At 67.9% G+C, this 24,153-nt stretch carries 27 protein-coding genes; 17 read left to right on the forward strand and 10 right to left on the reverse strand.

Annotated features, from left to right (window positions below; genetic code table 11):
- Positions 1 to 169 precede the first annotated feature (169 nt).
- Positions 170 to 367 (forward strand): hypothetical protein, encoded by a 198-nt coding sequence (locus tag ACJ7C5_RS19980; RefSeq protein ID WP_412704881.1) that lies wholly within the window; start codon positions 170 to 172, stop codon positions 365 to 367.
- A gap of 181 nt (positions 368 to 548) precedes the next feature.
- Here the strand turns inward: ACJ7C5_RS19980 and msrA are convergent, their stop codons facing one another.
- Positions 549 to 1,235, reverse strand: a complete 687-nt coding sequence (gene msrA / locus ACJ7C5_RS19985; protein ID WP_004144802.1) for a peptide-methionine (S)-S-oxide reductase MsrA — start codon at positions 1,233 to 1,235, stop codon at positions 549 to 551.
- A 9-nt stretch (positions 1,236 to 1,244) separates the two neighbouring features.
- Positions 1,245 to 1,508 (reverse strand): putative signal transducing protein, encoded by a 264-nt coding sequence (locus tag ACJ7C5_RS19990; RefSeq protein WP_088024449.1) that lies wholly within the window; start codon positions 1,506 to 1,508, stop codon positions 1,245 to 1,247.
- 217 nt (positions 1,509 to 1,725) lie between these two features.
- Here ACJ7C5_RS19990 and ACJ7C5_RS19995 point away from each other — a divergent pair, with 217 nt between their 5' ends.
- The 6 genes from ACJ7C5_RS19995 (at position 1,726) to ACJ7C5_RS20020 (ending at position 7,097) form a co-directional block, all read left to right on the forward strand.
- Positions 1,726 to 3,474, forward strand: a complete 1,749-nt coding sequence (locus tag ACJ7C5_RS19995) for a glutamine--tRNA ligase/YqeY domain fusion protein (protein WP_014036049.1) — start codon at positions 1,726 to 1,728, stop codon at positions 3,472 to 3,474.
- A 42-nt stretch (positions 3,475 to 3,516) separates the two neighbouring features.
- A complete protein-coding gene (locus ACJ7C5_RS20000; RefSeq protein ID WP_412704882.1) occupies positions 3,517 to 4,170 on the forward strand; it encodes a hypothetical protein in 654 nt (217 codons plus the stop codon).
- Positions 4,171 to 4,220: 50 nt separating this feature from the next.
- Complete coding sequence (locus tag ACJ7C5_RS20005) at positions 4,221 to 4,943, forward strand: DUF6348 family protein (RefSeq protein ID WP_097048733.1); 723 nt, start codon at positions 4,221 to 4,223, stop codon at positions 4,941 to 4,943.
- Between the two features lie 98 nt (positions 4,944 to 5,041).
- On the forward strand, positions 5,042 to 5,602 hold the full coding sequence (locus tag ACJ7C5_RS20010) for a nucleoside deaminase (protein ID WP_004154307.1): 561 nt from the start codon (positions 5,042 to 5,044) through the stop codon (positions 5,600 to 5,602).
- Positions 5,586 to 6,653 (forward strand): 23S rRNA (cytidine(2498)-2'-O)-methyltransferase RlmM, encoded by a 1,068-nt coding sequence (gene rlmM / locus ACJ7C5_RS20015; protein WP_097048732.1) that lies wholly within the window; start codon positions 5,586 to 5,588, stop codon positions 6,651 to 6,653. The genes ACJ7C5_RS20010 and rlmM overlap by 17 nt, the downstream gene beginning before the upstream one ends.
- Before the next feature lie 48 nt (positions 6,654 to 6,701).
- A complete protein-coding gene (locus ACJ7C5_RS20020) occupies positions 6,702 to 7,097 on the forward strand; it encodes an EF-hand domain-containing protein (protein ID WP_088024432.1) in 396 nt (131 codons plus the stop codon).
- A 174-nt stretch (positions 7,098 to 7,271) separates the two neighbouring features.
- Here ACJ7C5_RS20020 and ACJ7C5_RS20025 read toward each other — a convergent pair whose 3' ends face one another.
- Together ACJ7C5_RS20025 and ubiH are read right to left on the reverse strand one after the other, a co-directional pair.
- Positions 7,272 to 8,453: a UbiH/UbiF family hydroxylase gene (locus ACJ7C5_RS20025; RefSeq protein WP_094000380.1), complete on the reverse strand. Its 1,182-nt coding sequence runs from the start codon at positions 8,451 to 8,453 to the stop codon at positions 7,272 to 7,274.
- Entirely contained in the window at positions 8,450 to 9,658 is a 1,209-nt protein-coding gene (gene ubiH, locus ACJ7C5_RS20030; protein ID WP_412704883.1) for a 2-octaprenyl-6-methoxyphenyl hydroxylase, read from the reverse strand. Before ubiH ends, ACJ7C5_RS20025 begins: the two co-directional genes overlap by 4 nt.
- Before the next feature lie 107 nt (positions 9,659 to 9,765).
- Here ubiH and ACJ7C5_RS20035 point away from each other — a divergent pair, with 107 nt between their 5' ends.
- The 10 genes from ACJ7C5_RS20035 to ACJ7C5_RS20080 all read left to right on the forward strand — a co-directional run bounded on the left by ACJ7C5_RS20035 (position 9,766) and on the right by ACJ7C5_RS20080 (position 19,655).
- Positions 9,766 to 10,350 carry a hypothetical protein gene (locus ACJ7C5_RS20035; RefSeq protein WP_088024424.1) on the forward strand — a complete coding sequence of 195 codons (585 nt, stop codon included), beginning with the start codon at positions 9,766 to 9,768 and terminating at the stop codon, positions 10,348 to 10,350.
- A gap of 8 nt (positions 10,351 to 10,358) precedes the next feature.
- Entirely contained in the window at positions 10,359 to 10,913 is a 555-nt protein-coding gene (locus tag ACJ7C5_RS20040) for a cob(I)yrinic acid a,c-diamide adenosyltransferase (protein WP_412704884.1), read from the forward strand.
- Positions 10,914 to 10,922: 9 nt separating this feature from the next.
- A complete protein-coding gene (locus tag ACJ7C5_RS20045; protein ID WP_412704885.1) occupies positions 10,923 to 11,861 on the forward strand; it encodes a histone deacetylase family protein in 939 nt (312 codons plus the stop codon).
- Between the two features lie 89 nt (positions 11,862 to 11,950).
- The gene (gene lptD, locus ACJ7C5_RS20050) at positions 11,951 to 14,452 is read left to right on the forward strand and encodes an LPS-assembly protein LptD (protein WP_094000637.1); all 2,502 of its coding nucleotides are present in this window, start codon (positions 11,951 to 11,953) and stop codon (positions 14,450 to 14,452) included.
- Complete coding sequence (locus ACJ7C5_RS20055) at positions 14,449 to 15,792, forward strand: peptidylprolyl isomerase (RefSeq protein WP_088024418.1); 1,344 nt, start codon at positions 14,449 to 14,451, stop codon at positions 15,790 to 15,792. Before lptD ends, ACJ7C5_RS20055 begins: the two co-directional genes overlap by 4 nt.
- 3 nt (positions 15,793 to 15,795) lie before the next feature.
- Positions 15,796 to 16,776: a 4-hydroxythreonine-4-phosphate dehydrogenase PdxA gene (gene pdxA / locus ACJ7C5_RS20060; RefSeq protein WP_097048728.1), complete on the forward strand. Its 981-nt coding sequence runs from the start codon at positions 15,796 to 15,798 to the stop codon at positions 16,774 to 16,776.
- Positions 16,773 to 17,576 carry a 16S rRNA (adenine(1518)-N(6)/adenine(1519)-N(6))-dimethyltransferase RsmA gene (gene rsmA / locus ACJ7C5_RS20065; protein ID WP_088024412.1) on the forward strand — a complete coding sequence of 268 codons (804 nt, stop codon included), beginning with the start codon at positions 16,773 to 16,775 and terminating at the stop codon, positions 17,574 to 17,576. The genes pdxA and rsmA overlap by 4 nt, the downstream gene beginning before the upstream one ends.
- Before the next feature lie 13 nt (positions 17,577 to 17,589).
- Entirely contained in the window at positions 17,590 to 17,973 is a 384-nt protein-coding gene (gene apaG, locus ACJ7C5_RS20070) for a Co2+/Mg2+ efflux protein ApaG (RefSeq protein ID WP_005412297.1), read from the forward strand.
- A gap of 15 nt (positions 17,974 to 17,988) precedes the next feature.
- Entirely contained in the window at positions 17,989 to 19,011 is a 1,023-nt protein-coding gene (locus tag ACJ7C5_RS20075) for a symmetrical bis(5'-nucleosyl)-tetraphosphatase (RefSeq protein WP_412704886.1), read from the forward strand.
- The gene (locus ACJ7C5_RS20080) at positions 19,008 to 19,655 is read left to right on the forward strand and encodes a DUF1287 domain-containing protein (RefSeq protein ID WP_412704887.1); all 648 of its coding nucleotides are present in this window, start codon (positions 19,008 to 19,010) and stop codon (positions 19,653 to 19,655) included. The genes ACJ7C5_RS20075 and ACJ7C5_RS20080 overlap by 4 nt, the downstream gene beginning before the upstream one ends.
- Before the next feature lie 127 nt (positions 19,656 to 19,782).
- Here the strand turns inward: ACJ7C5_RS20080 and ACJ7C5_RS20085 are convergent, their stop codons facing one another.
- The 6 genes from ACJ7C5_RS20085 to ACJ7C5_RS20110 are packed head-to-tail and all read right to left on the reverse strand — an operon-like array spanning position 19,783 to position 24,015.
- The gene (locus ACJ7C5_RS20085; RefSeq protein ID WP_412704888.1) at positions 19,783 to 20,274 is read right to left on the reverse strand and encodes a dihydrofolate reductase; all 492 of its coding nucleotides are present in this window, start codon (positions 20,272 to 20,274) and stop codon (positions 19,783 to 19,785) included.
- A gap of 5 nt (positions 20,275 to 20,279) precedes the next feature.
- Positions 20,280 to 21,074 carry a thymidylate synthase gene (locus ACJ7C5_RS20090; protein ID WP_412704889.1) on the reverse strand — a complete coding sequence of 265 codons (795 nt, stop codon included), beginning with the start codon at positions 21,072 to 21,074 and terminating at the stop codon, positions 20,280 to 20,282.
- Positions 21,071 to 21,958, reverse strand: a complete 888-nt coding sequence (gene lgt, locus ACJ7C5_RS20095) for a prolipoprotein diacylglyceryl transferase (protein WP_088024400.1) — start codon at positions 21,956 to 21,958, stop codon at positions 21,071 to 21,073. The genes ACJ7C5_RS20090 and lgt overlap by 4 nt, the downstream gene beginning before the upstream one ends.
- Before the next feature lie 51 nt (positions 21,959 to 22,009).
- On the reverse strand, positions 22,010 to 22,504 hold the full coding sequence (locus ACJ7C5_RS20100; protein ID WP_060380614.1) for a TPM domain-containing protein: 495 nt from the start codon (positions 22,502 to 22,504) through the stop codon (positions 22,010 to 22,012).
- Positions 22,504 to 23,391: a TPM domain-containing protein gene (locus tag ACJ7C5_RS20105; protein WP_412704890.1), complete on the reverse strand. Its 888-nt coding sequence runs from the start codon at positions 23,389 to 23,391 to the stop codon at positions 22,504 to 22,506. Before ACJ7C5_RS20105 ends, ACJ7C5_RS20100 begins: the two co-directional genes overlap by 1 nt.
- Before the next feature lie 3 nt (positions 23,392 to 23,394).
- The gene (locus ACJ7C5_RS20110) at positions 23,395 to 24,015 is read right to left on the reverse strand and encodes a LemA family protein (RefSeq protein ID WP_043398066.1); all 621 of its coding nucleotides are present in this window, start codon (positions 24,013 to 24,015) and stop codon (positions 23,395 to 23,397) included.
- Positions 24,016 to 24,153: the final 138 nt, after the last annotated feature.

Consider the following 24,153-nt stretch of genomic DNA (forward strand, 5'->3'; position numbering starts at 1 on the left):
GGGCGCCCGCCCTCACCGGCCGCGGGGGGGGCCCCCCCCCCCCCCGGGGGGCCCCCCCCCCCCCCCCCCCCCCCCCCCCCGCCCTCTGACAGTTTCCGGTGGCTGCCCGCCACGGATGAAAGAAAGAAGAGCAAAGCGGGTCGCGCGCTTCGCTTGCTTGGAGCGGAGCATGGCTATGCCGGTCGTCCTGACCGGCACCCTCCGGGCCGTCGCAAGCGACGTTGGCAGCGGCTCCTGCCGCTGCCTTCCGCTCTACAGAAAGCACTGCAGGATCAAACAAAAAGGACGCGGCGAAGGCCGCGTCCTTTTTGTTTTCCATCAGTTCGTCAGTACACAAATGCTCTTGCCCACCGTCACCGGGAAATGATCGGAGGCGGGACGGGTGCAGATGGCGGGACCGTCCACGGCATGGATGCCGTGGCCGAGCCCCCATGGACGGGTTTACGGCGTGTCCCGCCATCTGTACCCGTCCCGCCAAACCATCAGCAACCCAGAGCCGCTTTGGCCGTTGACGTTGATGTTGCCCGCCGCAGGCGGACCACCGCGCGTCAGCGCGGCGCCTCCACATCCAGCCCGATCGGGCAGCTCACGCCGGTGCCGCCGATGCCGCAATAGCCGTTCGGGTTCTTCGCCAGATACTGCTGGTGATAGTCCTCGGCGTAGTAGTACGCCGGTGCCGGGTACACGATCTCGGTGGTGATCGGCCCGTAGCCAGCCGCATCCAGCTGGGCCTGGTAGGCCTCGCGGCTGGCCAGCGCAGCGGCGTACTGCGCCTCGTCGGTGGCGTGGATCGCCGAACGGTACTGGGTGCCGGTGTCGTTGCCCTGGCGCATACCCTGGGTCGGGTCGTGGCTTTCCCAGAACAGCTGCAGCAGCCGCTCCAGGCTCACCACCGCCGGGTCGAACACCACCTGCACCACTTCGGTGTGGCCGGTCAGCCCCGAGCAGACCTCTTCATAGGTCGGGTTCGGGGTGATGCCGCCGGCATAGCCGACCGAGGTGCTGTACACGCCCGGTTCGGTCCAGAACTTGCGCTCGGCGCCCCAGAAGCAGCCCAGCGCGAATCGGATTTGCTGCAGGCCGGCGAAACGGTCCTTCAGCGGATGGCTGTTCACGAAGTGCTGGTTGCTGTGCAGCGGCAGCGGTTGGTCACGCCCCGGCAGTGCTTCTTCCGGGCGCGGCAGGCGCTGCTTGAAGGCGCCGATGCCGAGGATGCCCTGGCCAATTCCCAACATGATGCGCTCCTACGCCGGAAGGCCGGCTATGTCGTCTGCATCGGAAATGGGGGCGTCCGGCACGTGGCCCAAGTCCAGCGCCGCCACGATGTCCTCGGCCTGCGGCCGTGCCGCATCAGGGATGCCCACCCGCAGCACACCAAACAGCGGCAACTCGCCCATGCCGCCCAGCAACGACTCGCCGAACACGAAGGCCGGGATGCCGGCATCCTCCAGCGCGTGCTTGACCAGATGGGCGTCGAACAGGTTGTCGGCCTTGTACACGATGTGCATGCGGCAGCTCCGTGGGACAGGATTCCAGCATACGCCCGGGGGCTGAATGGTGGTGGTGACGGCGCATGACCGTTCTGCCGGCCAGCGGCCGGCACTACCCATCTGTACGTCGATCCACATTCCGCCGGCCGCTGGCCGGCATCCCCACACCCCACCGGGCAGCCCTGCCCCTTACGCGCTAGACTGTTGGTCTTTCTGCCTTTCTTTTCGCCGACTCATGTCCGAGCACACCCCCGCCAGCCCCGAGACCCCCGCCGACAGCCACGAAAAGCGCGATTTCATCCGCCAGATCGTGCGCGAGGACCTGGCCAGCGGAAAGCACCAGGCGATCAAGACCCGCTTCCCGCCAGAGCCCAACGGCTACCTGCACATCGGCCATGCCAAGTCGATCTGCCTGAACTTCGGCATCGCCGGCGAGTTCAGCGGCGTCTGCAACCTGCGCTTCGACGACACCAACCCGGCCAAGGAAGATCCGGAATACGTGGCCGCGATCCAGGACGACGTGCGCTGGCTGGGCTTCAGCTGGAACGAGCTGCGCCACGCTTCGGATTACTTCCAGACCTATTACCTGGCCGCCGAGAAGCTGATCGAACAGGGCAAGGCCTATGTCTGCGACCTGTCGGCCGAGGAAGTGCGCGCCTACCGCGGCACCCTGACCGAGCCGGGCCGCCCGTCGCCGTGGCGCGACCGCAGCGTCGAGGAAAACCTCGACCTGTTCCGCCGCATGCGCGCCGGTGAATTCCCGGATGGCGCGCGTACCCTGCGCGCGAAGATCGACATGGCCAGCGGCAACATCAACCTGCGCGATCCGGCGCTGTACCGCATCAAGCACGTCGAGCACCAGAACACCGGCAACGCGTGGCCGATCTACCCGATGTACGACTTCGCGCATGCGCTGGGCGATTCCATCGAAGGCATCACCCACTCGCTGTGTACGCTGGAATTCGAAGACCATCGTCCGCTGTACGACTGGTGCGTGGACAACGTCGATTTCGCCCACGACGACGCGCTGACCCAGCCGCTGGTCGACGCCGGCCTGCCGCGCGAAGCGGCCAAGCCGCGCCAGATCGAGTTCTCGCGCCTGAACATCAACTACACGGTGATGAGCAAGCGCAAGCTGATGGCGCTGGTCACCGAACAGCTGGTGGACGGCTGGGAAGACCCGCGCATGCCGACCCTGCAGGGCCTGCGCCGCCGTGGCTACACCCCGGCCGCGATGCGCCTGTTCGCCGAGCGCGTGGGCATCAGCAAGCAGAATTCACTGATCGACTTCAGCGTGCTGGAAGGCGCGCTGCGCGAAGACCTGGACAGCGCCGCGCCGCGCCGCATGGCGGTGGTCGACCCGGTCAAGCTGGTGCTGACCAACCTGCCGGAAGGCCATGAAGAGCAGCTGACCTTCAGCAACCACCCGAAGGACGAGAGCTTCGGCAGCCGCGAAGTGCCGTTCGCACGCGAAGTGTGGATCGACCGCGAGGACTTCGCCGAAGTGCCGCCGAAGGGCTGGAAGCGCCTGGTGCCGGGTGGCGAAGTGCGCCTGCGCGGCGCCGGCATCATCCGCTGCGATGAAGTGATCAAGGATGCCGACGGCACCATCACCGAGCTGCGTGGCTGGCTGGATCCGGAATCGCGTCCGGGCATGGAAGGCGCCAACCGCAAGGTCAAGGGCACCATCCACTGGGTCAGCGCCGTGCATGGCGTGCCGGCCGAGATCCGCCTGTACGACCGCCTGTTCTCGGTGCCGAACCCGGACGACGAATCGGAAGGCAAGACCTACCGTGATTACCTCAACCCGGAATCGCGCCGCACTGTCACCGGCTATGTCGAGCCGGCCGCGGCCAGCGCTGCGCCGGAGCAGTCGTTCCAGTTCGAACGCACCGGCTACTTCGTGGCCGACCGCCGCGACCACACCGAGGCCAAGCCGGTGTTCAACCGCAGCGTGACCCTGCGCGACACCTGGTCGGCCTGAGGAACTGCGCGGGCGCCAGCATGGCGCCCGCACGCCCCGACGATGATTACCGCCCTGTCCGTCCTGCTCTGGTTCATCTCGCAGCATCCGCTGCTGACGTTCTTTTCGGCGATGGTGCTGGCCGGGCTGGTCTCGTGGTGGCGGCGCTTTCCGGGCTACGCCATCGTGGTGTTCCCGCTGGCGATGCTCAATATCTTCCTCGGTCACTTCCTCAACGCCGCCTTCCTCAACGTGGTGGGCGAGCCTGGTGAAGCAGTGATCGTGAAGTCCGAGCGCACCAGCTCGACGATGAACGAGCAGTACATCTGGCGCTACGAAGGGGTGCTGCGCACCGCCGAGGGCCGCGACGTGGAGGTGGTGTTCCACACCAACACCGCCTCGCTGTGGCCGCTGGAGAACGCGATCCGCATCCCTGCGCCCGACCAGCCGTTCGTGGTGAAGTACACACCTGGTTTCCCGCGCAACTTCGTCATCCTCACCAACGAATCCCCGCACGGCATCGCCCAGGCCCGTGCCAGCGCGCGCGAGCGCGTGGAAGTGGCGGCGCGCAAGCTGCACTTCAGCCCGGGCAATGCCGATTTCCGCGCGGACTATCGCCGCGAGCTGGAAACCTGGCTGCGCGACCACGGCAACGATCCGCAGCAGCAGCCCGACGCGCAGCGATATCGCGCCGAACTCGACGCACTCGACCGCTAGATCCCCAGGCCCTGCCTGGATGTTCCACCCCATCCATCCACAGGCCTGACATGACCACGACTTCCGCCGCCCTCCTCCCGCTGCTGCAGCAGGTCCTGCAGGACGCCGGCATCGCCAGCCGCGCCGATGACGGTGCACTGCTGCTGGACAGCGGCCTGCGCCTGACCCCGCATGCGATGGCCGCGAACGCGCGCGACAACGGCGGCTGGCAGACCTCTACCGTCATCGAGAGCCAGCATCCGCTGCTGTTTGCCGATGGCCTGTTCGAGTACCAGCACGCCAACGGTGCCGATGAGCAGGCATCGCTGTTGTCCGGCTTCCAGACCTGGGTGCGGGTGGACCTGGCGACCCTGCAGACCGCGATCGGCGCCGAAGATGCACAGGGCCTGCCGATGATGGGCCTGACCTATCCGGCTGGCGACGACGGGGAGGAGCACGAACGTACCGTGGTACTGGGGCCGCTGGCCCATTACCGCGCGCAGGAAGTGGATGCCTCCACCTGCAGCGAAGACGACCATGGTTCCTGCCCGTGCTGCCTGTTCACCCGCAGCATGGAGGCCTTCGACGCGCTGCTGAAAGCCCGCCAGTTCCTCGCCATCCGCCTGTTCGCCTCGCGCGATGCCGACGGCCTGTGCGAGGCCGATTGCCGGGTCAACGGCCACGACTTTGCCGCCGCCCTGCCCCTGCTGCGCGCCTACGCGGCCAGCTGGCCGCAGGCCGGGCTGGAATTCCGCAAGCAGTACGTAGTGATCCGCACCGGCTCGCCGGGCTGACCCGCCGCCACACCCGATACAGGCCGGTGCAGCTACACTGCGCGCCGGTTTCCCAAGCAACCGCACTTTCTTCCATCCCACTACGAGGCACCCCCGCGATGCTGTACGCGCAAGTCCACCTGACCCTTCCCGCCTGGATCCACGACCAGATCGACCTGGATCGTCGATATCCGGGCGATGAGGCCAAGGTCGCGCTGGCGATCGAGCTGTCGCGGCTGAACGTCGAGCACGCCAGTGGCGGCCCGTTCGGCGCGGTGGTGTTCGGCCCGGATGACAAGGTCATCGCCGCCGGCGTGAACCGGGTGATGCCGCACGCGACCTCGCTGGCGCACGCCGAGAACATGGCCTACATGCTGGCCCAGCAGCGCCTGCAGACCCCGCGCCTGAACGCGGTGCTGTCGCCGGTCACCCTGGCCACCAGTTCGCAGCCGTGCTGCCAGTGCTACGGCGCCACCGTGTGGGCCGGCATCGACCGCCTGCTGATCGGTGCCAACTCGGCTGACGTCGAAGAGCTGACCCCGTTCGATGAAGGTCCGCTGCCGGCCGACTGGGTGGGCGAACTCAACAAGCGCGGCATCGAAGTGGTGCAGGGCCTGAACCGCGACGCCGCGCGCAGCGTGCTGCGTGCCTATGGGGAAAGCGATGGCGCCCGTTACTGAGACCGGCATCGGCCTGCTGTGCCTGTGCCGGCAGGGCTTCGAGCCCGAGCTGGCCGGCGAACTGCAGTTCCGCGCAGGTGAAGCCGGTTTCGCCGGTTATGCGCGCACCCAGCGCAATGATGGCTATGTGCTTTTCATGTGCGACGAAGCCGCGGCACTGGCGCCGCGCCTGCGCTGGCGCGAACTGATCTTCGCGCGGCAGAAGCTGGTGGTGCTGGCCGAGCTGCCGCAGCTCGATCCGGCCGACCGGATCACCCCGATGCTGGAGGTGCTGGCCGATGCGCCGCGCTTCGGCGACCTGTGGGTGGAACATCCCGATTCGGACGCCGGCAAGCCGCTGTCCGGGCTGGCCCGTGCCTTCGGCAATGCACTGCGCCCGGCGCTGCGCAAGGCCGGAAAGCTCAGCGACAAGCCGAATAATCGCCTGCCGCGCCTGCACGTGGTGTTTGTCGACGGCACCCACGCCTTCGTCTGCGTGGCCGACCCGGCCGACAGCGCACCGTGGGCACTGGGCATCCCGCGCCTGAAGCTGCTGCCGGAAGCGCCGTCGCGTTCGGCGCTGAAGCTGGACGAAGCGCTGCTGACCCTGCTGACCCCGGAAGAGCGCGAGACGCTGGCCAGGCCGGGCATGCGCGCGGCCGACCTCGGCGCCGCACCGGGCGGCTGGACCTGGGTACTGACCCGCCAGCACATGCACGTGCTGAGCATCGACAACGGCCCGTTGCGCCAGCACGTGCTGGACACCGGCCTGGTCGAGCACCTGCGCGCCGATGGCTTCCACTGGCACCCGGAACAGCCGCTGGACTGGATGGTCTGCGACATGGTCGAGCAGCCGCGCCGCGTGGCCGAACGCATGGCCACCTGGTTCCGCGAAGGCTGGTGCAGGCACGCCATCTTCAACCTGAAGCTGCCGATGAAGAAGCGCTGGGACGAAACCCGCTTGTGCCTGGACCTGTTCCAGGACCAGGCCGGCAAGCCGCTGGTGGTACGCGCCAAGCAGCTCTATCACGACCGTGAGGAGATCACGGTACTGGCCTCGCCGCTGCGCTGAGGAACACGCCCGCCGGGCATGAGCCCGGCGCTACCGAGGAAGGGAACCATGCGATACCACCCGCTCGCCATGCTGATCACCGTGCTGGCAGCCGCACCGGCCATTGCCCAGCAGCTGCCGCACACGCCTGCACAGAGCCAGCCGCTGGGCCCGACCGGCGGCGCGATCCGCCAGCAGCCGCTCGATGCCGGCCGGGTCAGCGGCAGCGTCGAGATTCCGCAGCCCGCCGGCGAAGCACACGTCACCGTTCGCTCGCTGGAACCGAGCAGCGTGGTCGGCCAGTACCGCATCCACTTCGCCGCGCTGGATGTGAACGGCGATGGTTTCATCAGCCGCGAGGAAGCGCAGGCCAATCCGGCACTGGCCGATGAGTTCAATGCGTTGGACGTGAAGCGTCGCGGCAAGTTGGACCGTGCCGACCTGGCTGGTTGGCTGATCGATTGATCCACCGGCGCGATCTTCATCCACGCATGGCGTGGATCTACTGGATCAACGGCGGTAGCGGAGCCCGCTTCTGGTAGGTGCCAACCTTGGTTGGCACAATGTCGGAGGCGTGCCAACCAAGGTTGGCACCTACCAGAGCGACGTTGGCACCTGCCAGAGCGACCTGTATTCTGGTCAGACGCCGGCGGCGCGCTTCCAGAACGCCTGCACCAGCGGCGGCCATTTGCCGACGCAGCCCAGCGCGCGTCCACGGGCCAAAGTCAGGTGCATCTCGTCGTTGGAGAACAGGCGATTGATCGCATCGAAACTGTAGGCGGCGATCTGGTTGTCACTGCGCCGTTCACGTGCCCAGCGCTGCAGGCGCTGTGGCGACAGCCGCGGCTGGCCACGGCGCTCGGCCGACGGCGCCAGCCACTGCTGCAGGGCGGCGACATCGCGCAGGCCCAGGTTCACGCCCTGCCCGGCCAGCGGATGCACCACATGCGCGGCATCACCCAATGCCAGCACACGGCCGGCCACGTAGTGACGTGCCAGCTGGCGACGCAGCGGGAAGGCCGCACGCGGTGACGCCAATCGCAGCTCACCCAGGCGCGCAGCGAAGGCACGGGTCAGTTCGCGGTTGAACGCTTCTTCGTCCAACGCCAGCACGCGAGCCGCTTCATCCTCGGGCAGGGTCCAGACGATCGAACTGCGGCGCTCGGCCACCGGCAGCAACGCCAGCGGTCCGGTCGGCAGGAAGCGTTGCCAGGCCGTGGCCTGGTTGGGAAGATCGCTGTCCACGTAGGCCACCACGCCACGCTGGTGGTAGTCATGCTTTTCAACCTCGATCCCGGCCAGTTGGCGCAGGGTCGACTCGGCACCGTCGGCGGCCACCGCCAACGCCGCTTCCAGGCGACGACCGTCGTCAAGGCGCAGGCGCACGCCGTCCTCGTCCTGCTCCAGCGCTTCCACCCGTGCCGGGCAATGCAGCTGTACGCCTGCCGCCGGCAGCGCCGACCACAGGCGATCCTGCAGCAGGCCGTTCTCGACGATGTAGCCCAGTTCACGACGGCCGAAGCGATCGGCGTCGAACAGCAGATCCTCGCCACCGGCCGCATCCCACACCTGCATGCGCCGGTAGGGCCACGCGCGGGCCTGCGCGATGGCCGGCCACACGCCCAGGCGGTTCAACAGTTGTACGTTGTCAGCGGCGAAGGCGAACACGCGCAGGTCCGGCTGTGCGGCCTGCCACGGTGCCGGTTCACGGCCTTCCACCAGCGCTACCGACAGGCCGGCATCGGCCAGCGCCAGCGCACAGGCGGCACCGACCACGCCGCCGCCGACAATGGCCACGTCCAGGCGCGTGCGCCGGCTCATGCGGCTTCTCCACGGCACAGGCGCGGCACTTCACCACGGAAGCCCATCGCACCACCGACCAGCAACGACTGCACCGAGGCGCGTTGTGCGGCCACCAGACCGAGGCTGCGCAGCGGCCGCATCAGCGGTGCCGGATTGCTGGTCAGGCGTGCCAGGCCACCGGAGAACGCCACCGTCTGCCGGCGGTCTTCCTCGCGGCGCGCGACGTAGGCCTGCAGCAGTGCATCGCTACCGGCATCCTCATGCGCATCCTCCAGCAGCTCGGCCAGGGTCAGCGCATCGCGCAGGCCCAGGTTGAAGCCCTGTGCACCCAATGGATGGATGGTCTGCGCGGCATTGCCCAGCAGCACCGTGCGTTCACCGGCCAGCGCGCGTGCCAGCACCTGGATGAGCGGATAGGCGCTGCGCGGGCCGGACTCGAGCAGGCGGCCGGCACGCCAGCCGATCGCGTTCTGCAGGCGTTGCAGCCAGGCCGCATCGTCCAGCGCCATCACCGCATCGGCCTGGTCGCGCGCTACGCCGTGCACGGTGCCGAAGTGACGATCGCCACGCGGCAGCAGGGCAGTCGGGCCGGTATCGGTGAACCGCTCCCAGGCGGTGCCATCCGGCGCGCGCTGGCTGCGCACGCGGGACACGAACAGGGTCTGCTGGAAATCATGGCGGTCGACCTCGATGCCCAGCGCGCCACGCACGCCGCTGGTGGTGCCATCGGCCCCGACCACCAGCCGTGCCAGCAGCACGCGTTCGCCGGCCTCGTCAGCCACCCGCACCTGGCGGTAGCCATCGACCACCTCGCCCAGGCCCAGGAACCGCATCGGCCGGTAACGGCGCAGGCGTGGCAGCTCCTGCAGGCGCGCTTCCAGCGCCTGGCCGAAGTCGCGGGCGACCACCACCTGGCCGAACCACGGCCGGTCGTAATCGGCTGCTTCCAGCTGCACACGGCCGAAATCGCCGGCACGGCTGACGTGGATGCGCCGGATCGGGCCCGGGGCCATCGCCAGCTTCTGCATCACCCCCAGCGCGGTCAGCGCATTGACGGTGGCAGCGGCGAAACTGAGATTGCGCTGGTCGAACACCGCAGGCAGCTCGCCGGCCGGGCTGGCCTCGAGCAGGCCCACATCGCGGCCCAGGCGGTCCAGGGCAATGGCCAGGCTGGCACCGACCAGGCCACCACCGACAATCAGCACGTCATGTCGTTCACTCATGTGTTCATGATACGCGCTCGCCCCGACTGTACGCCGAACGGGGGAGTGCCTGCGCCAACCTGCGCGGCGGGCTAGAATGAAACCTGAATCCGCTCCGGGCCCCCACCATGTCCGACACCGCCAACCGCGCCTTCGTCCTGTCCGTACTCGTACTGCTGCTGGCGGCGACCCGGGTCAATCACTTCGCGGCGATCCCCGATGCCTCCTGGGCCGTGTTCTTCATCGGGGGCTTCTACCTGGCACGCTGGACCCGCTGGGCGTTCCCGCTGCTGATGGTATTTGCCGTACTGGTGGACTGGATCGTGATCCGCAGCAGCGGCCTGGATTTCTGGCAGCACTACTGTGTCTCCCCGGGCTACTGGCTGCTGCTGCCGGCCTACTTCTCCTTGTGGGCCGGCGGCATGCTGCTGGGCCGCAACTACCAGAGCGCACGCTGGCCGGTACTGGCCAAGGGCGCGCTGCTGCTGGTGGCCTCGGTGGCGGTCTGCCACCTGCTGGCACAGGGCGGCTTCTACTGGACCAGCCGCAACGTGGCCGAGCCGACCCTGGCCGGCTGGGCACAGAACTACGCGCAGTGGTTCGGGCCCTACCTGCGCACCACGGCGATCTATGTGGCGCTGGCCGCCGCCCTGCAGCTGGCCGTGGAGCAGGTGCTGAAGCTCCAGCAGGCCCGCCGCGACATCCGGCACTGAGCCACGCCATGGGTCATCGCCTCTCGCGCATCTACACCCGCACCGGCGACGACGGCAGTACCGGCCTTGGCGACGGCCAGCGCGTGGCCAAGGATGATGCCCGCGTGGCGTCCTTCGGTACCGTCGACGAGGCCAATGCCGCGCTCGGCCTGCTGCTGGCCGCGCCCCTGCCCGAGGATGTGCGCGCGCTGGTGGTGCATCTGCAGCACCAGTTGTTCGACCTGGGCGCCGAACTGTGCATCCCCGGCCACGCCGCGATCCACGCCGCCGATGTCTCGGCACTGGAACAGCAGCTGGACCACTACAACGCCAGCCTGCCGATGTTGAAGGAATTCATCCTGCCGGCCGGTGGCGAGGCCGCCGCACGCTGCCACCTGGCCCGCACCATCGTCCGCCGCGCCGAGCGCGAGACGGTCACCCTGGCCCGCCATGAGGCCGTGCGCAGCGAGGCGCTGCAGTACCTCAACCGGCTGTCGGACCTGTTGTTCGTGCTGGCCCGGGTACTGGCCCGCGCCGATGGCCAGGGCGAAGCGCTGTGGCAGCCACAGCAGCGCCAGCGCTGAGTCGGCACGATGCTGGTCTATACCCACCCGTCCTGCCTGCTGCATGACCCCGGTCCCGGCCATCCCGAGTGCCCGCAACGCCTGCAGCAGGTGCTGGACGCGCTGCACGCCGCCTTCCCCGGCCAGCTGGACTGGCGCGAAGCGCCGCCTGCCAAGTTCGGCGAACTGACCCGGGTCCACGACAGCGCCCTGCTCGACTTCGTGCTGCAGCCGCAGACCGCGCCGCTGCGCCAGCTGGACATGGACACCTGGACCTCGCCCGGTTCGGCCAGTGCCGCCGTGCATGCCGCCGGCGCCGGCGTGGCGGCGGTAGACGCCGTGATGCTGGGCGACGACCCGCTGGCGTTCTGCGCGGTGCGGCCGCCCGGCCACCACGCCACCAGCAGCACCGCGATGGGCTTCTGCCTGCTCAACAACATCGCCATCGCCGCCGCCTACGCCCGTGACCGTCATGGGCTGGAGCGCATCGCGGTGGTCGATTTCGATGTCCACCATGGCAATGGCACCCAGGACATCTTCCAGCACGATGCCCGGGTCTCCTACTACAGCACCCACCAGGCCGGGCTGTTCCCCAACTCGGGCCTGCGCCGTGACCGCGGTGCCGGCAACCTGATGAACATCCTGCTGCCACCGGGCAGTGGGGGGTTCCGCTTCCGCAACGTGTGGGCCGACGAGATGCTGCCGGCCATCGACGACTTCCGCCCGCAGCTGCTGCTGATCTCGGCCGGCTTCGACGCCCACCTGCGCGACCCGCAGGCCGACCTGATGCTGGAGACCGACGATTTCGCCTGGATCACCCGTGAACTGCACGCGCTGGCGCGTCGTCACGCGGCCGGCCGGGTGGTGTCGATGCTGGAAGGTGGCTACGACCTGCAGGCCCTTGCAGAGTGCAGCGTGGCCCACGTCCAGGCCCTGATGTCACCGGCTTCCAGCGCCGCCGCCGGATGAACCCGAACCGGCAGACTCCGGCGCCCTTCATTGCCCCTATGCAAGGGATGGGGCAAGCTACCGTCCGTTTTCGCCCGAATCCGAACCGCGTGCGCCGAGCCCTCCGCCTGCTTCCCCTGCCTCTGAGCATCGCCATCAGCCTGCCGGCGATGGCCGATGAAAAGCCGCTCAACTGGGGCCTGTGCCCGGCCACCGACGTCATTCCCGCGTTCACCGATGCCCCCACCCCGGTTCCCGGCCAGGACAAGGCCAGCGCCGCCGCCGCGCGCGAGAACCAGCCGACCGACATCGAAGGTGACCAGCTGCTGGGCACCACCACCGTGCCGCAGTACGAGGGCAACGTGGCGCTGCGCCGGGGCGACCAGTTCGTCGGTACCGACAAGCTCAGCTTCGACACCGAGACCGGCAACTACATCGCCGACGGCAATGTCCGCTACCAGGACGGGTCGATCCGGATGGTCGCCAAGCGTGCCGAAGGCAACCAGGAAAGCGACACCCACAAGATCTCCGACATCAAGTACCAGCTGGTGTCGCGCCGGGGCAACGGCGATGCCGAATCGGTCGACCTGCAGGGCGCGGTCGGCCAGATGCACCGCTCCACCTACACCACCTGCGACCCGTCGCAGCCGGTGTGGAAGCTGTCGGCGCCGCAGATCGAAGTGGACAACGACGAAGGCTTCGGCACGGCCCGCAACGCGGTACTGCGCATCGGCAAGGTGCCGGTACTGTGGGCGCCCTACTTCAAGTTCCCGATCGATGACCGCCGCAAGACCGGCCTGCTGTTCCCGCAGCTGGGCATGTCCGGGCGCAACGGCTTCGACTACGCGCAGCCGATCTACTTCAATCTGGCGCCGAACTACGACGATACGCTGACCCCGCGCTACATGAGCCGGCGCGGCCTGCTGCTCGACAACGAGTTCCGCTACCTCTACAACGGCGGCCGCGGCGAGGTGCTGACCTCCTTCATGCCCAATGACCGCCTGCGCGACCGTGACCGTGGCCGGGTGATGTTCACCGGCTACCACAACGTGGACAGCCACTGGCAGGCCCGTGCCAACCTGGCCTGGGTCAGCGACGAGCGCTATGTCGAGGACTTCGCCAACCGCCTGGTCGGGGTCACCGCCTCGAACCTGCAGAGCACGATCGGCCTGTATGGCACCGGCCAGAACTGGACGGCCGGGATCATGGCCGACCGCTGGCAGCTGACCGACTACACCCTTGACGAGCGCGCCCTGCCCTACAACCGTCAGCCGCGCCTGTACTTCAACTGGGACAAGCCGGTCCGTTCATGGCTGGAAACGGGCATCTACGCCGAAGCGGTGCGCTTCACCCACGACGACATCAACTTCAAGAACGCCGTCGGCACCGGCGAGGATCTGCAGTACACGCGGACGGGCCAGCAGCTCACCTCCGGCGTTGGTGTCAGCGGTGGTTCGCGACTGGACGTGAAGCCGTATGTATCGTTCCCGATCAGCGGCGCAGCCTGGTATGTGACCCCGACCCTGGCCTACCGTTACACCGCCTACCAGCTTGACCGCGGCCTGGTCGACGGCGTCAACGGCATCCAGGCCCAGATCCTGCGCTCGCAGGGCATCGACCCGACCACGGCCACGCCCGAGCAGCTGCGCGGCAATACCTCGCCCAGCCGCAGCCTGCCGATCGGCAGCATCGATGCCGGCCTGTTCTTCGATCGCGAAACCAGCATCCGCGGCAAGTCCTTCCTGCAGACCCTGGAACCGCGCCTGTTCTACCTGCGCACGCCGTACCGCAACCAGGACGAGCTGCCGATCTTCGATACCCGCGACTTCACCTTCAGCTGGGGCCAGCTGTTCCGCGACTCGCGCTATACCGGTGCCGACCGCCAGAACGACGCCAACCAGCTGACCCTGGCGCTGAGTACCCGCTTCATCGACCAGACCACCGGCAAGGAACGCTTCTCGGCCTCGATCGGCCAGATCCAGTACTTCGATGAGTCGCGGGTGACCGTCACCCCCGGCGGCGCGCCGGTGGAGAAGGGCAAGTCGGCCTGGATCGCCGACGGCAACTACATGATCAATGACCGCTGGACCTTGGGCGCCACCTACCAGTGGGACCCGAAGTACAAGCGCGAGGATCTGGCCAGCGTCCGCGCCCGTTACCTGATGCCCAACGACGGCGTGGTCAACCTGAGCTACCGCTACCGCATCAATGCCGGTGCCCTGCCGGGTGCCAACAAGCATGACCGCACCCTGCTGGAGCAGGCCGACCTGTCGTTCCTGTACCCGCTGAATGCGCGCTGGAGCCTGGTCGGCCGCTATTACTACTCGCTGCAGGACAAGGAACCGCTGGAAATCATCGCTGGCGTGCAGTGGGACAGCTGCTGCCTGGCCGTGCGCGCTGTCGCCCGGCGCTACGTGCGCAACCGCGAAGGCGAGATGAACAACGCCATCCAGCTGGAGTTCGTCCTCAAGGGCCTGAGCTCCATCGGCCAGGACACGGACCGCACGCTGCGCCGTGCTATCCTCGGCTATAACCGCGACGACCTCTATCTGGTGCCGCCCAGCAACACCGGGGCGACCCGGGATGACTACGATCCGAATCTGATCCCATGACCAAGCGCTTCCCCGTTCTACTCGCCTCACTGCTGGCGGTGTCCAGCGTGTCTGCCCCCCTGCAGGTGCTTGCCCAGGAGGCGCAGCCGCTTGACCGCATCGCCGCCGTCGTCGATGAGGACGTGATCCTGCAGAGCGAGCTCCAGCGTGCGATCGCCAACATCAAGGCGCAGTACGTCGGCCGTGAAAACCAGCTGCCGCCGGAAGACGTGCTCAGCCGCCAGGTGCTTGAGCGCCTGGTGCTGGTCAAGCTGCAGGTGGCCCGCGCCCAGGGCAGCGGCATCCGTATCGGCGACCAGGAGCTGAACCAGGCGATGAATGCCATCGCCCAGCAGAACGGTTCGACCCTGGACGCCCTGCGCCAGCGCCTGGCCCATGACGGCATCGACTTCAATGATTTCCGCGCTTCGGTGCGAGATGAAATCACCGTGCAGCGCCTGCGCCAGAGCTTCGCGCAGAGCCGCATCAGCGTCAGCGAGGGCGAAGTCGATGCCGCGCTGAAGCAGCAGGCTACCGTCGGCAACCAGTATCACCTGGCGCACATCCTGATCGCCCTGCCCGACGGCTCCAATGCCGACCAGATCGCCACCGGCCAGAAGAAGGCCGACGGCGTGAAGGCGCTGCTGGACAAGGGCGAGCTGGACTTCAACGCGGCCGCCGTTCGCTATTCGGACAGCCCCAACGCGCTGGAAGGCGGCGATCTGGGCTGGCGCAGCCTGGATGAAATTCCGCAGGCGTTCGCGCAGATGATGGAAAAGATGAAGCCCGGTGAAGTGGTCGGCCCGATCCGTGGCCCCAGCGGCTTCCAGCTGCTGAAGCTGGTGGACGTGCGCGATGCCAGTGCCGCTGCCGGCGCCAGCACCGTGACCGAGTACCACGGCCGCCACATCCTGGTGCGCGTGGACGATCACCAGACCGACGCGGCCGCCAAGGCCAAGATCGATACCCTGCGTGCCCGCATCGCCGGTGGCGCGGACTTCGAGACCGTGGCCAAGGAGTCCTCCGAGGACAACAACAGCAAGGGCCAGGGCGGCGATCTGGGCTGGTTCCCGGCCGACGCGTTCGGTCCGGCGTTCGGCCAGCAGGTCTCCGGCATCCAGGATGGTGGCGTCAGCCAGCCGTTCCGTACCGATGCCGGTTGGCACATCGTGCAGCGTGTGGCCACCCGCCAGACCGACGTGACCAACGACAACCAGCGTGCCCAGGTCCGCGAGACCATCGGCCGCCGCAAGCTGGAAGACGAGTACAACCGCTTCCTGCAGGAACTGCGTGGCGAAGCCTACGTCAGCTTCCGCAGCGGCGACCGCGCGGAAAATACCGCCACCCCGCCGCAGTCCTGACCGATGCGCCCCGAGCTCGCTCTGGTACCGGGCGAGCCCGCCGGGATCGGCCCGGAGCTGTGCATCCGCCTTGTCCAGCAGCCGCGTGAAGATTGCCGGCTGCTGGCCTTCGCCGATCCGGACACCCTGCGCGCGGCCGCTGCCGCGCTGAACCTGCCTCTGCAACTGCTGCCCGAGGACGCCGAAGCACGCGTCCCCGGCGATCTGCGCCTGCGTGCCGTCCGCAACGCCGCGCCCAGCCGCTTCGGCCAGGCCAACCCGGCCAATGCCGGCGCGGTCATCGGTGCCCTGCTCGGCGCCGGCCAGGCCTGCCTGTCCGGCGAACTGCACGGCGTGGTGACCGGCCCGGTGCACAAGGCGGTCATCAACGAAGGCGGCATCGCCTACAGCGGCACCACTGAACTGCTGGCCGACCAGGCCGGAGTGAAGGTGGTGATGATGCTGGCCAACCACATCGTGCGCGTGGCCCTGGCCACCACCCACCTGCCGCTGCGCGAGGTGGCCGATGCAATCACCGCGCCCGGCCTGGAACACACCCTGCGCACCGTACACGCCGCGCTGCGCCGCGAGTTCGGTCTGCCCGCGCCACGCATCGCCGTGCTCGGCCTGAACCCGCATGCCGGTGAAGACGGCCATCTGGGCCGCGAGGAACTGGACCTGGTCATCCCACTGCTGCAGCGCCTGCGCGCGGAGGGCATGGACCTGATCGGGCCGCTGCCGGCCGATACCGCCTTCCTGCCGGCCAAGCTGACCGGCTTCGACACCGTACTGGCGATGTATCACGACCAGGGCCTGCCGGTGCTGAAGTATTCGGGCTTCGAGCAGGCGGTGAACCTCACCCTGGGCCTGCCCTACCCGCGCGTGGCGGTGGACCATGGCACCGCACTGGACCTTGCCGGCCGCGGCATTGCCGATCCTTCCAGCCTGCAGGCGGCAACGACGCTGTGTGCGCAGCTTGCGCGGCAACGTACACTGAGCGCATGAATTCCCCGCATTCCCCCTCCGGCCCGGTGTTCACCGCCCCGGCCAAGAAGCAGCTTGGCCAGCATTTCCTGGCCGACCGCCACTACATCGACAAGATCGTGATGGCGGTCAACCCGAAAGACGGTGACCGCTTGGTCGAGATCGGTCCCGGCCAGGGCGCGATCACCCTGCCGCTGCTGCGTGTGCATCCGAAGCTCACGGTGATCGAGTTCGACCGCGACCTGATCGCGCCGCTGACCGCCGCCGCCGAGCCGCTGGGCGAGCTGACCATCGTCCACCGCGACGTGCTGCGCGTGGACTTCACCGAGCTGGCTGCCGGCCAGCCGATCCGCCTGGTCGGCAACCTGCCCTACAACATCTCCTCGCCGATCCTGTTCCATGCGCTGGAGCATGCCGCGGTCATCCGCGACATGCACTTCATGCTGCAGAAGGAAGTGGTCGACCGCATGGCCGCCGGCCCCGGCAGCAAGGTGTACGGCCGGCTCAGCGTGATGCTGCAGGCCTACTGCCAGGTGACCTCGCTGTTCGTGGTGCCGCCGGGCGCGTTCCGGCCGCCGCCGAAGGTCGATTCGGCCGTGGTGCGGCTGGTGCCGCGTGACCCGGCCACGATCAACATCAACGACCACAAGCGATTCGCCGAGGTGGTCAAGGCCGCCTTCGGGCAGCGCCGCAAGACCCTGCGCAACGCCCTGAACAACGTGGTGTCCGCCGAACAGTTCATTGCCGCCGGCGTGCGTCCCGATGCCCGCGCCGAACAGCTGGACGTGGCCGAATTCATCGCTTTGGCCAATGCCTCCTGATTACACTGCCGGTATGGAAGACGCTGACGTTTACGCCATCTCCGTCGAAGTCGCACCGCGCTTCCTCGACGATCAATCCGCGCCGGAAGACGGGCGCTATGCGTTCGCCTACACGATCCGCATCCACAACCAGGGGCGTGTTGCCGCGCGCCTGGTCGCACGCCACTGGCGCATCACCGATGCCAATGGCCGTGTCGAGCATGTCGATGGCGACGGGGTGATCGGCGAGCAGCCACGCCTGCGTCCCGGTGAAGACTTCCATTACACGTCCGGTGTCATGCTGGGGACCGATCACGGGACCATGCAGGGCCACTACGACATGGTCGCCGACGACGGCACCGAATTTGCCGCGCCGGTCGCACCTTTCGTGCTGGCCATCCCGCGTACCCTGCACTGACACGGAGGCCGAACGATGAGTGTGTGGGCGATCGGCGACCTGCAGGGCTGCTATGACGTCACCCAGCGACTGCTGGAGAAGATCCGTTTCGACCCGGCGCAGGACACCCTGTGGTTCTGTGGCGACCTGGTCAACCGTGGCGGCCAGTCGCTGGAAACGCTGCGGCTGGTGCATTCGCTGCGCGAGCACAGCGTGGTGGTGCTGGGCAACCATGACCTTTCGCTGCTGGCCGTCGGTGCGCGCACCGAAGAGGAACAGCGCAAGGTCAACCCGGACCTGCTGCGCATCGTGCAGGCCGAGGACCGCGACGAACTGCTGGACTGGCTGCGCCTGCAGAAGCTGGTGCACGTGGACCGTGAGCTGGGCTGGATGATGGTGCATGCCGGCCTGGCGCCGAAGTGGACCACGCAGATGGCCGAGAAGCATGCCGCCGAAGTCGAAGTGCAGCTGCACGGCGCCGGCTACCGCAAGCTGTTCCGCAACATGTATGGCGACAAGCCGAGCTGGGCGCCCAACCTGTCCGGCTACGACCGCTCGCGCGCGATCATCAACGTGCTCACCCGCATGCGCTACTGCACCCCGCGGGGGCGCATCGGCATCGAGGACAAGGGCACGCCGGGCACGCAGGAACAGGGGCTGTATCCCTGGTTCGAAGTGCCGGGCCGGGTCGAGCGTGACCTCAAGGTCGTCTGCGGCCACTGGTCGGCGCTGGGCCTGACCATCACCCAGGGCGTGCACGCCATCGATACCGGCGCGGTCTGGGGCGGCAAGCTGACCGCGATCCAGCTCGATACCGATGAACTGCGCGTGGTGCAGGTGCCGGGCCGCGATGTCCCCGCACCGGTGCCCAACGCCCGCCCGCCGGCGCGACCGGCGCACGAGCGCCCCGCCGCTGCGGCGCAGGGCAAGGAACAGGGCGGTGGCAACGCCGCTGCCGCCAACCCGGGCAACCGTGGCCCGCGCCGTCGTCGTCGCCGTGGTGGCGGTGGCGGTGGCACGGGTGGCGGCAACAGCAACAGCACCCCGCCGCAGGCATGACGCGGCGCGGCTGGGCACCATGGACGGTGCTGCTGCTGACGCTGGCCCTGACCAGCGGCTGCCAGCCCACTTCGGCCCCGGCCCCCACCGGCGGTGGAAACGCCGGCCACACGCCATCGCAGCCGCAGGCCCCTTCGCCGCCACTGGTGGCCGCAGCGCGCGCGCAGATCGGCGTCACCACCCGTTACGATCCTGCTTACCAGGTGCTGGCCTATCCCGGCGGCGACGTGCCACTGGATCGCGGCGTGTGCACCGACGTGGTGGTGCGCGCCCTGCGCAGCCAAGGCCTGGACCTGCAGGCGCGCGTGCATGAGGACATGCGCGGCAACTTCAGTGCCTATCCGGCGATCTGGGGCCTGTCACGGCCGGACCGCAACATCGATCATCGGCGTGTACCGAACCTGATGCGCTGGTTCGAACGGCAGGGCTGGCAGCAACCGATCACCGCCTCCGCTGCCGACTACGTGCCGGGCGACATCGTTGCCTGGAAGCTCAACGGCAACGGCCTGCTGCACGTGGGCATCGTCTCCGACCGGCAGCTGGCCGATGGCACGCCGCTGGTACTGCACAACATCGCGCGCGGCACCCGCGAAGAGAACCTGCTGTTCCAGCACGCGATCATCGGGCATTACCGGATGCCGTAGTGACAGTCCCGGTAGAGTCGACTGTTAGTCGACTGCTCCTGACGCCCTCTGAAAACCCCGCGCTGCGCGCGATAGTCGACTAACAGTCGACTCTACCCCGTCGGTGTTTTCGTTGGTATTTCCGCGATCAGCGGCGCACGTAATGCACGAAGCGGAATGCGTAGGCGTGGCGTTCGTCGGCCGGGTGCGGCTCGCTGCTCACTTCCTGCCAGTCCTGCGCATCCACTTCGGGGAAATGGGTATCGGCCGGGACTTCGGCATCCACCCAGGTCAGGTACAGGTCACTGGCCTGGTCCAGCAGCTGGTGGAAGATCTCGCCGCCGCCGATGATGCACAGCTCGCTGGCGCCCTCGCCTGCGGCAATCGCCTTCGCCTCGTCCAGCGACGCCACCGCGCGCATGCCCTCGAACGGCACCTGGCCGCTGCGGGTCAGCACCAGGTTGGTCCGCCCCGGCAGCACGCGGCCGATCGATTCGGCCGTCCTGCGCCCCATCAGGATCGGCTTGCCCAGGGTGAGCGCCTTGAAGTGCTTGAAATCATCCGGCAGGTGCCAGGGCATGGCATTGCCCTGGCCGATGCCACGGTTGCGGTCCAGCGCCACGATCATCGAGAGCTTCATTGCGCTTACACCGCCACCGGCGCCTTGATGGCGGGGTGCGGGTCGTAGCCGTCGATGCGGATGTCGTCGAACTGGAAGCCGAACAGGTCGGTCACCTCCGGGTTCAACCACAGCTTCGGCAGCGCGCGCGGTTCACGCGACAGCTGCTCGCGAGCCTGCTCGAAGTGGTTCGAGTACAGATGCGCGTCACCCAGCGTATGCACGAAGTCGCCCACACCCAGGCCGGTGACCTGCGCCACCATGTGGGTCAGCAGCGCGTAGCTGGCGATGTTGAACGGCACGCCGAGGAAGATGTCGCCGCTGCGCTGGTACAGCTGGCAGCTGAGCTTGCCGTCCACCACGTAGAACTGGAACAGGTTGTGGCACGGCATCAGCGCCATCTGCGAAAGCTCGCCCACGTTCCAGGCGCTGACCACCAGCCGGCGCGAATCAGGATTGCGCTTGATCTCGTCCACCAGCCACTGCATCTGGTCGATCTCGCCGCCATCGGCGGTGGCCCAGCTGCGCCACTGCTTGCCGTAGACCGGGCCGAGGTCGCCGTTCTCGTCGGCCCACTCGTCCCAGATGCGGACCTGGTGGTCCTTCAGGTAGCCGATGTTGGTATCGCCCTTCAGGAACCACAGCAGCTCGTGGATGATCGAGCGCAGGTGCAGTTTCTTGGTGGTGACCAGCGGGAAGCCTTCGTTGAGGTCGAAGCGCATCTGCCAGCCGAACACGCTGCGGGTACCGGTACCGGTGCGATCGCTCTTCTCCGCACCGTGTTCCAGCACGTGCGACAGCAGGTCCAGGTAGGCCTTCATGCCTTGCCCTCCGCGGCCACCGGCAGCTGCGGCTGCAGTACCGGCGCACGGCGCGACATCACCAGCAGCACCAGGCCGAAGGCAATCAGCGGCAGGCTGAGGATCTGGCCACGGGTCAGCCAGTCGAAGGCCACGTAGACGCCGTTGTCGGGCATGCGCACGAACTCCACCGCGAAGCGGAACAGGCCGTACATCAGTGCGAACAGGCCACCCACCAGATAGCGATGACGCGGCTTGGCCGACACCGTCCACAGCACCACGAACATCACCAGGCCTTCCAGGAACGCTTCATACAGCTGGGAGGGATGGCGGGCGAACTGATTCAGCGCACCGGTCGCGAACTGCGCCTGCAGCGTTGCGTGGTCGAGCTGGTTCAGCGGTGCCGGCAGGCCGGACGGGAACACCACGCCCCAGCTGCCGTCGGTGTACTTGCCCCACAGCTCGGCACCGATGAAGTTGCCGATACGGCCAAAGCCCAGGCCCAGCGGCACCAGCGGCGCCATGAAATCCATGGTGTCGAAGAAATGCAGCTTGTGCTTGCGCGACCACCACCAGCACGCACCGAGCACGCCCAACAGACCGCCGTGGAAACTCATGCCGCCATCCCACACCTTGAACAGCAGCAGCGGGTTGTGCAGGAAATCGCCCAGCGCGTAGAACAGCATGTAGCCGATGCGTCCACCCAGCACCACGCCGAGCATGGCGTAGAACAGCAGGTCGGAGAAGCCGTTCGCATCGACGCCCGGCAGGCGCCCATCGGCGATGCGCTTGCGGCCCAGCAGCCAGGCTGCGGTGAAGCCGAGCAGGTACATGATGCCGTACCAGTGCACCTTGATCGGTCCCAGCGAGAGGGCGATGGGGTCGATGTCGTGGAAATAGATCATGGAAGGTGCCTTGCGGTTGAACGCCTATTCTCGGGCCAGTGCCGCCCCGGCTCAACCAAGGAGCTGCGGCGAGTTCGGCAACGCGTCATCGTTCGACCGCGTCGAGGCCGGAAAGTGCCCTTCGATCAGGCTGGAGACCTCGTCGATGGCATCCTGCAGCGCTTCCACCGGATGGGAACCACGCAGGCCCTCGCGCAGGTGGGTGCAGACCCGCTGCCACTGTGCCGGGCTGACCCGGCCCTGCAGGCCACGGTCGGCAACGATCTCGATGGCGTGGTCAGCCAGCAGGAGGTAGATCAGTACGCCGTTGTTGTGGGTGGTATCCCAGGTGCGCAGACGCGCAAAGGCATGCTCGGCGGCCTGGCGCGGGGTCACCCTGTGCCACAGCGCGGCCAGCGGCAGGTCCGCTTCCACCGCGAACATCACCTGCCCGCCATGGCGCTGCTCACCGGCCGCAATGGCCTCGGTGATCGCCTGCAGCGTGGCCGGCGGGAACGCGCGCCGTACCGACGGCGAAAACACATGACGACACAGTCGTTGGATCATCACCAGCCCCCCGAAGCACCGCCGCCACCGGAGCGGCCACCACCACCGCCCCAGCCGCCGCCGCCGCCGAATCCACCGCCCCCGCCGAAGCCGCCTCCACCGCCCCAGCTGCCACCGCCCCAACCACCGCCACCAGCAAAGCGGCCCGGGTGGCCGGAGAGCATGGCCACGATCAGCCCTACGACGCCGGCCAGGCCACTGGCCAGCAGCGTGGACGTGAACAGGAACGCCGCCAGCGCCGCACCCGCACCGCCGAGCAGGCCGCGCAGCGGTCGCGGCACGCGCGAGAACACGCCGCGCAGGATGCTGCCGGCGAACACGCCGATGAACAGCGCCAGGAACCAGGTATCGCCGCCACCGCCGGGTTCCCGCCCGCGATGGCCGCTGACCGGTGCCGGCAGCGTTTCGCCGTCGATCAGCTTGACCAGCACCGCCGTGGCATCGGTGATGCCGCCGGCGTAGTCGTCACTGCGGAAGCGCGGCACCAGGTATTCCTGGATGACCCGGTTGGCGATGGCATCGGGGATGGCGCCTTCAAGACCATAGCCCGGCTCGATGCGCACGCGCCGGTCATCCTTGGCCACCACCAGCAGCACGCCGTCATCCACGCCCTTGCGGCCGATCTGCCATTGGTCGAAGACCCGCGTGGTGTACTGCGCGATGTCCTCCGGCTGGGTGGTCGGCACCACCAGCACCTGCAGCTGGCTGCCCTTGCGCTGCTGCAGGTCGATCGCCTGCTGCACCAGCGCCTGCTTCTGCGCGGCATCCAGCGTGCCGGTGGTGTCGACCACCGGCGAATCCAGCGCCGGAATCGGCGCCAGCTGCTGCGCATGCGAGGCCAGCGGCAGCCACAGCAGCAGGGCCAGCAGCACAGTGGCCAGGCGCATCGGTCAGTGGCCCGGCTGCGGTGCCGGCTGCTGCTGCGGCGCGTTGCCGAAATCGACCGCCGGCGCGTTGGAGATCTGCGCTTCGTTTTCCACCGTGAAGTTCGGCTTGGTCTTGTAGCCGAAGATCTTGGCGGTGATCACCTGCGGGAACGAGCGGATGTAGGTGTTGTAGTCCTGCACCTGCTGGATGTAACGGCCACGGGCGACGGTGACCCGGTTCTCGGTACCTTCCAGCTGCGCCTGCAGGTCGCGGAAGTTCTGGTTGGACTTCAGCTCCGGGTAGTTCTCGGTGACCACCAGCAGCCGCGACAGCGCGCTGCCAAGTTCGCCCTGGGCCTGCTGGAACTGCTTGAGCGAGGCTTCGTCGTCGGCGTTGACGTTGATCTGGCCGACCCGCGAACGGGCGTTGGTGACTTCGGTCAGCACGCGCTCTTCCTGGCTGGCAAAGCCCTTCACGGTCTGCACAAGGTTGGGCACCAGGTCGGCGCGGCGCTTGTACTGGTTGATGACCTCCGACCAGCTGGCCTTGACCGCTTCATCCTTCTGCTGGATGGCGTTGTAGCCGCAGCCGGACAGCAGGGAGGCCAGCAGCATCAGGGGCAGGACGCGGGTGAACAGGCGCATGGCGGAGGTTCCGGGTGGGCTTGGCGCCGAGCATGCCATGGTTCGGGTGAAAGACCGGCCATCGGGCGCCGCCCCCTCCGCGATGGTTGGCGAGGAAGCGTTATCGGGGTTGACCGGGAGGGTGGGTTGGCTGGGGGG

The organism is Nocardiopsis yanglingensis (genome assembly GCF_045809185.1).
In the GTDB taxonomy this organism is placed as follows: Bacteria; Pseudomonadota; Gammaproteobacteria; order Xanthomonadales; family Xanthomonadaceae; genus Stenotrophomonas; species Stenotrophomonas yanglingensis.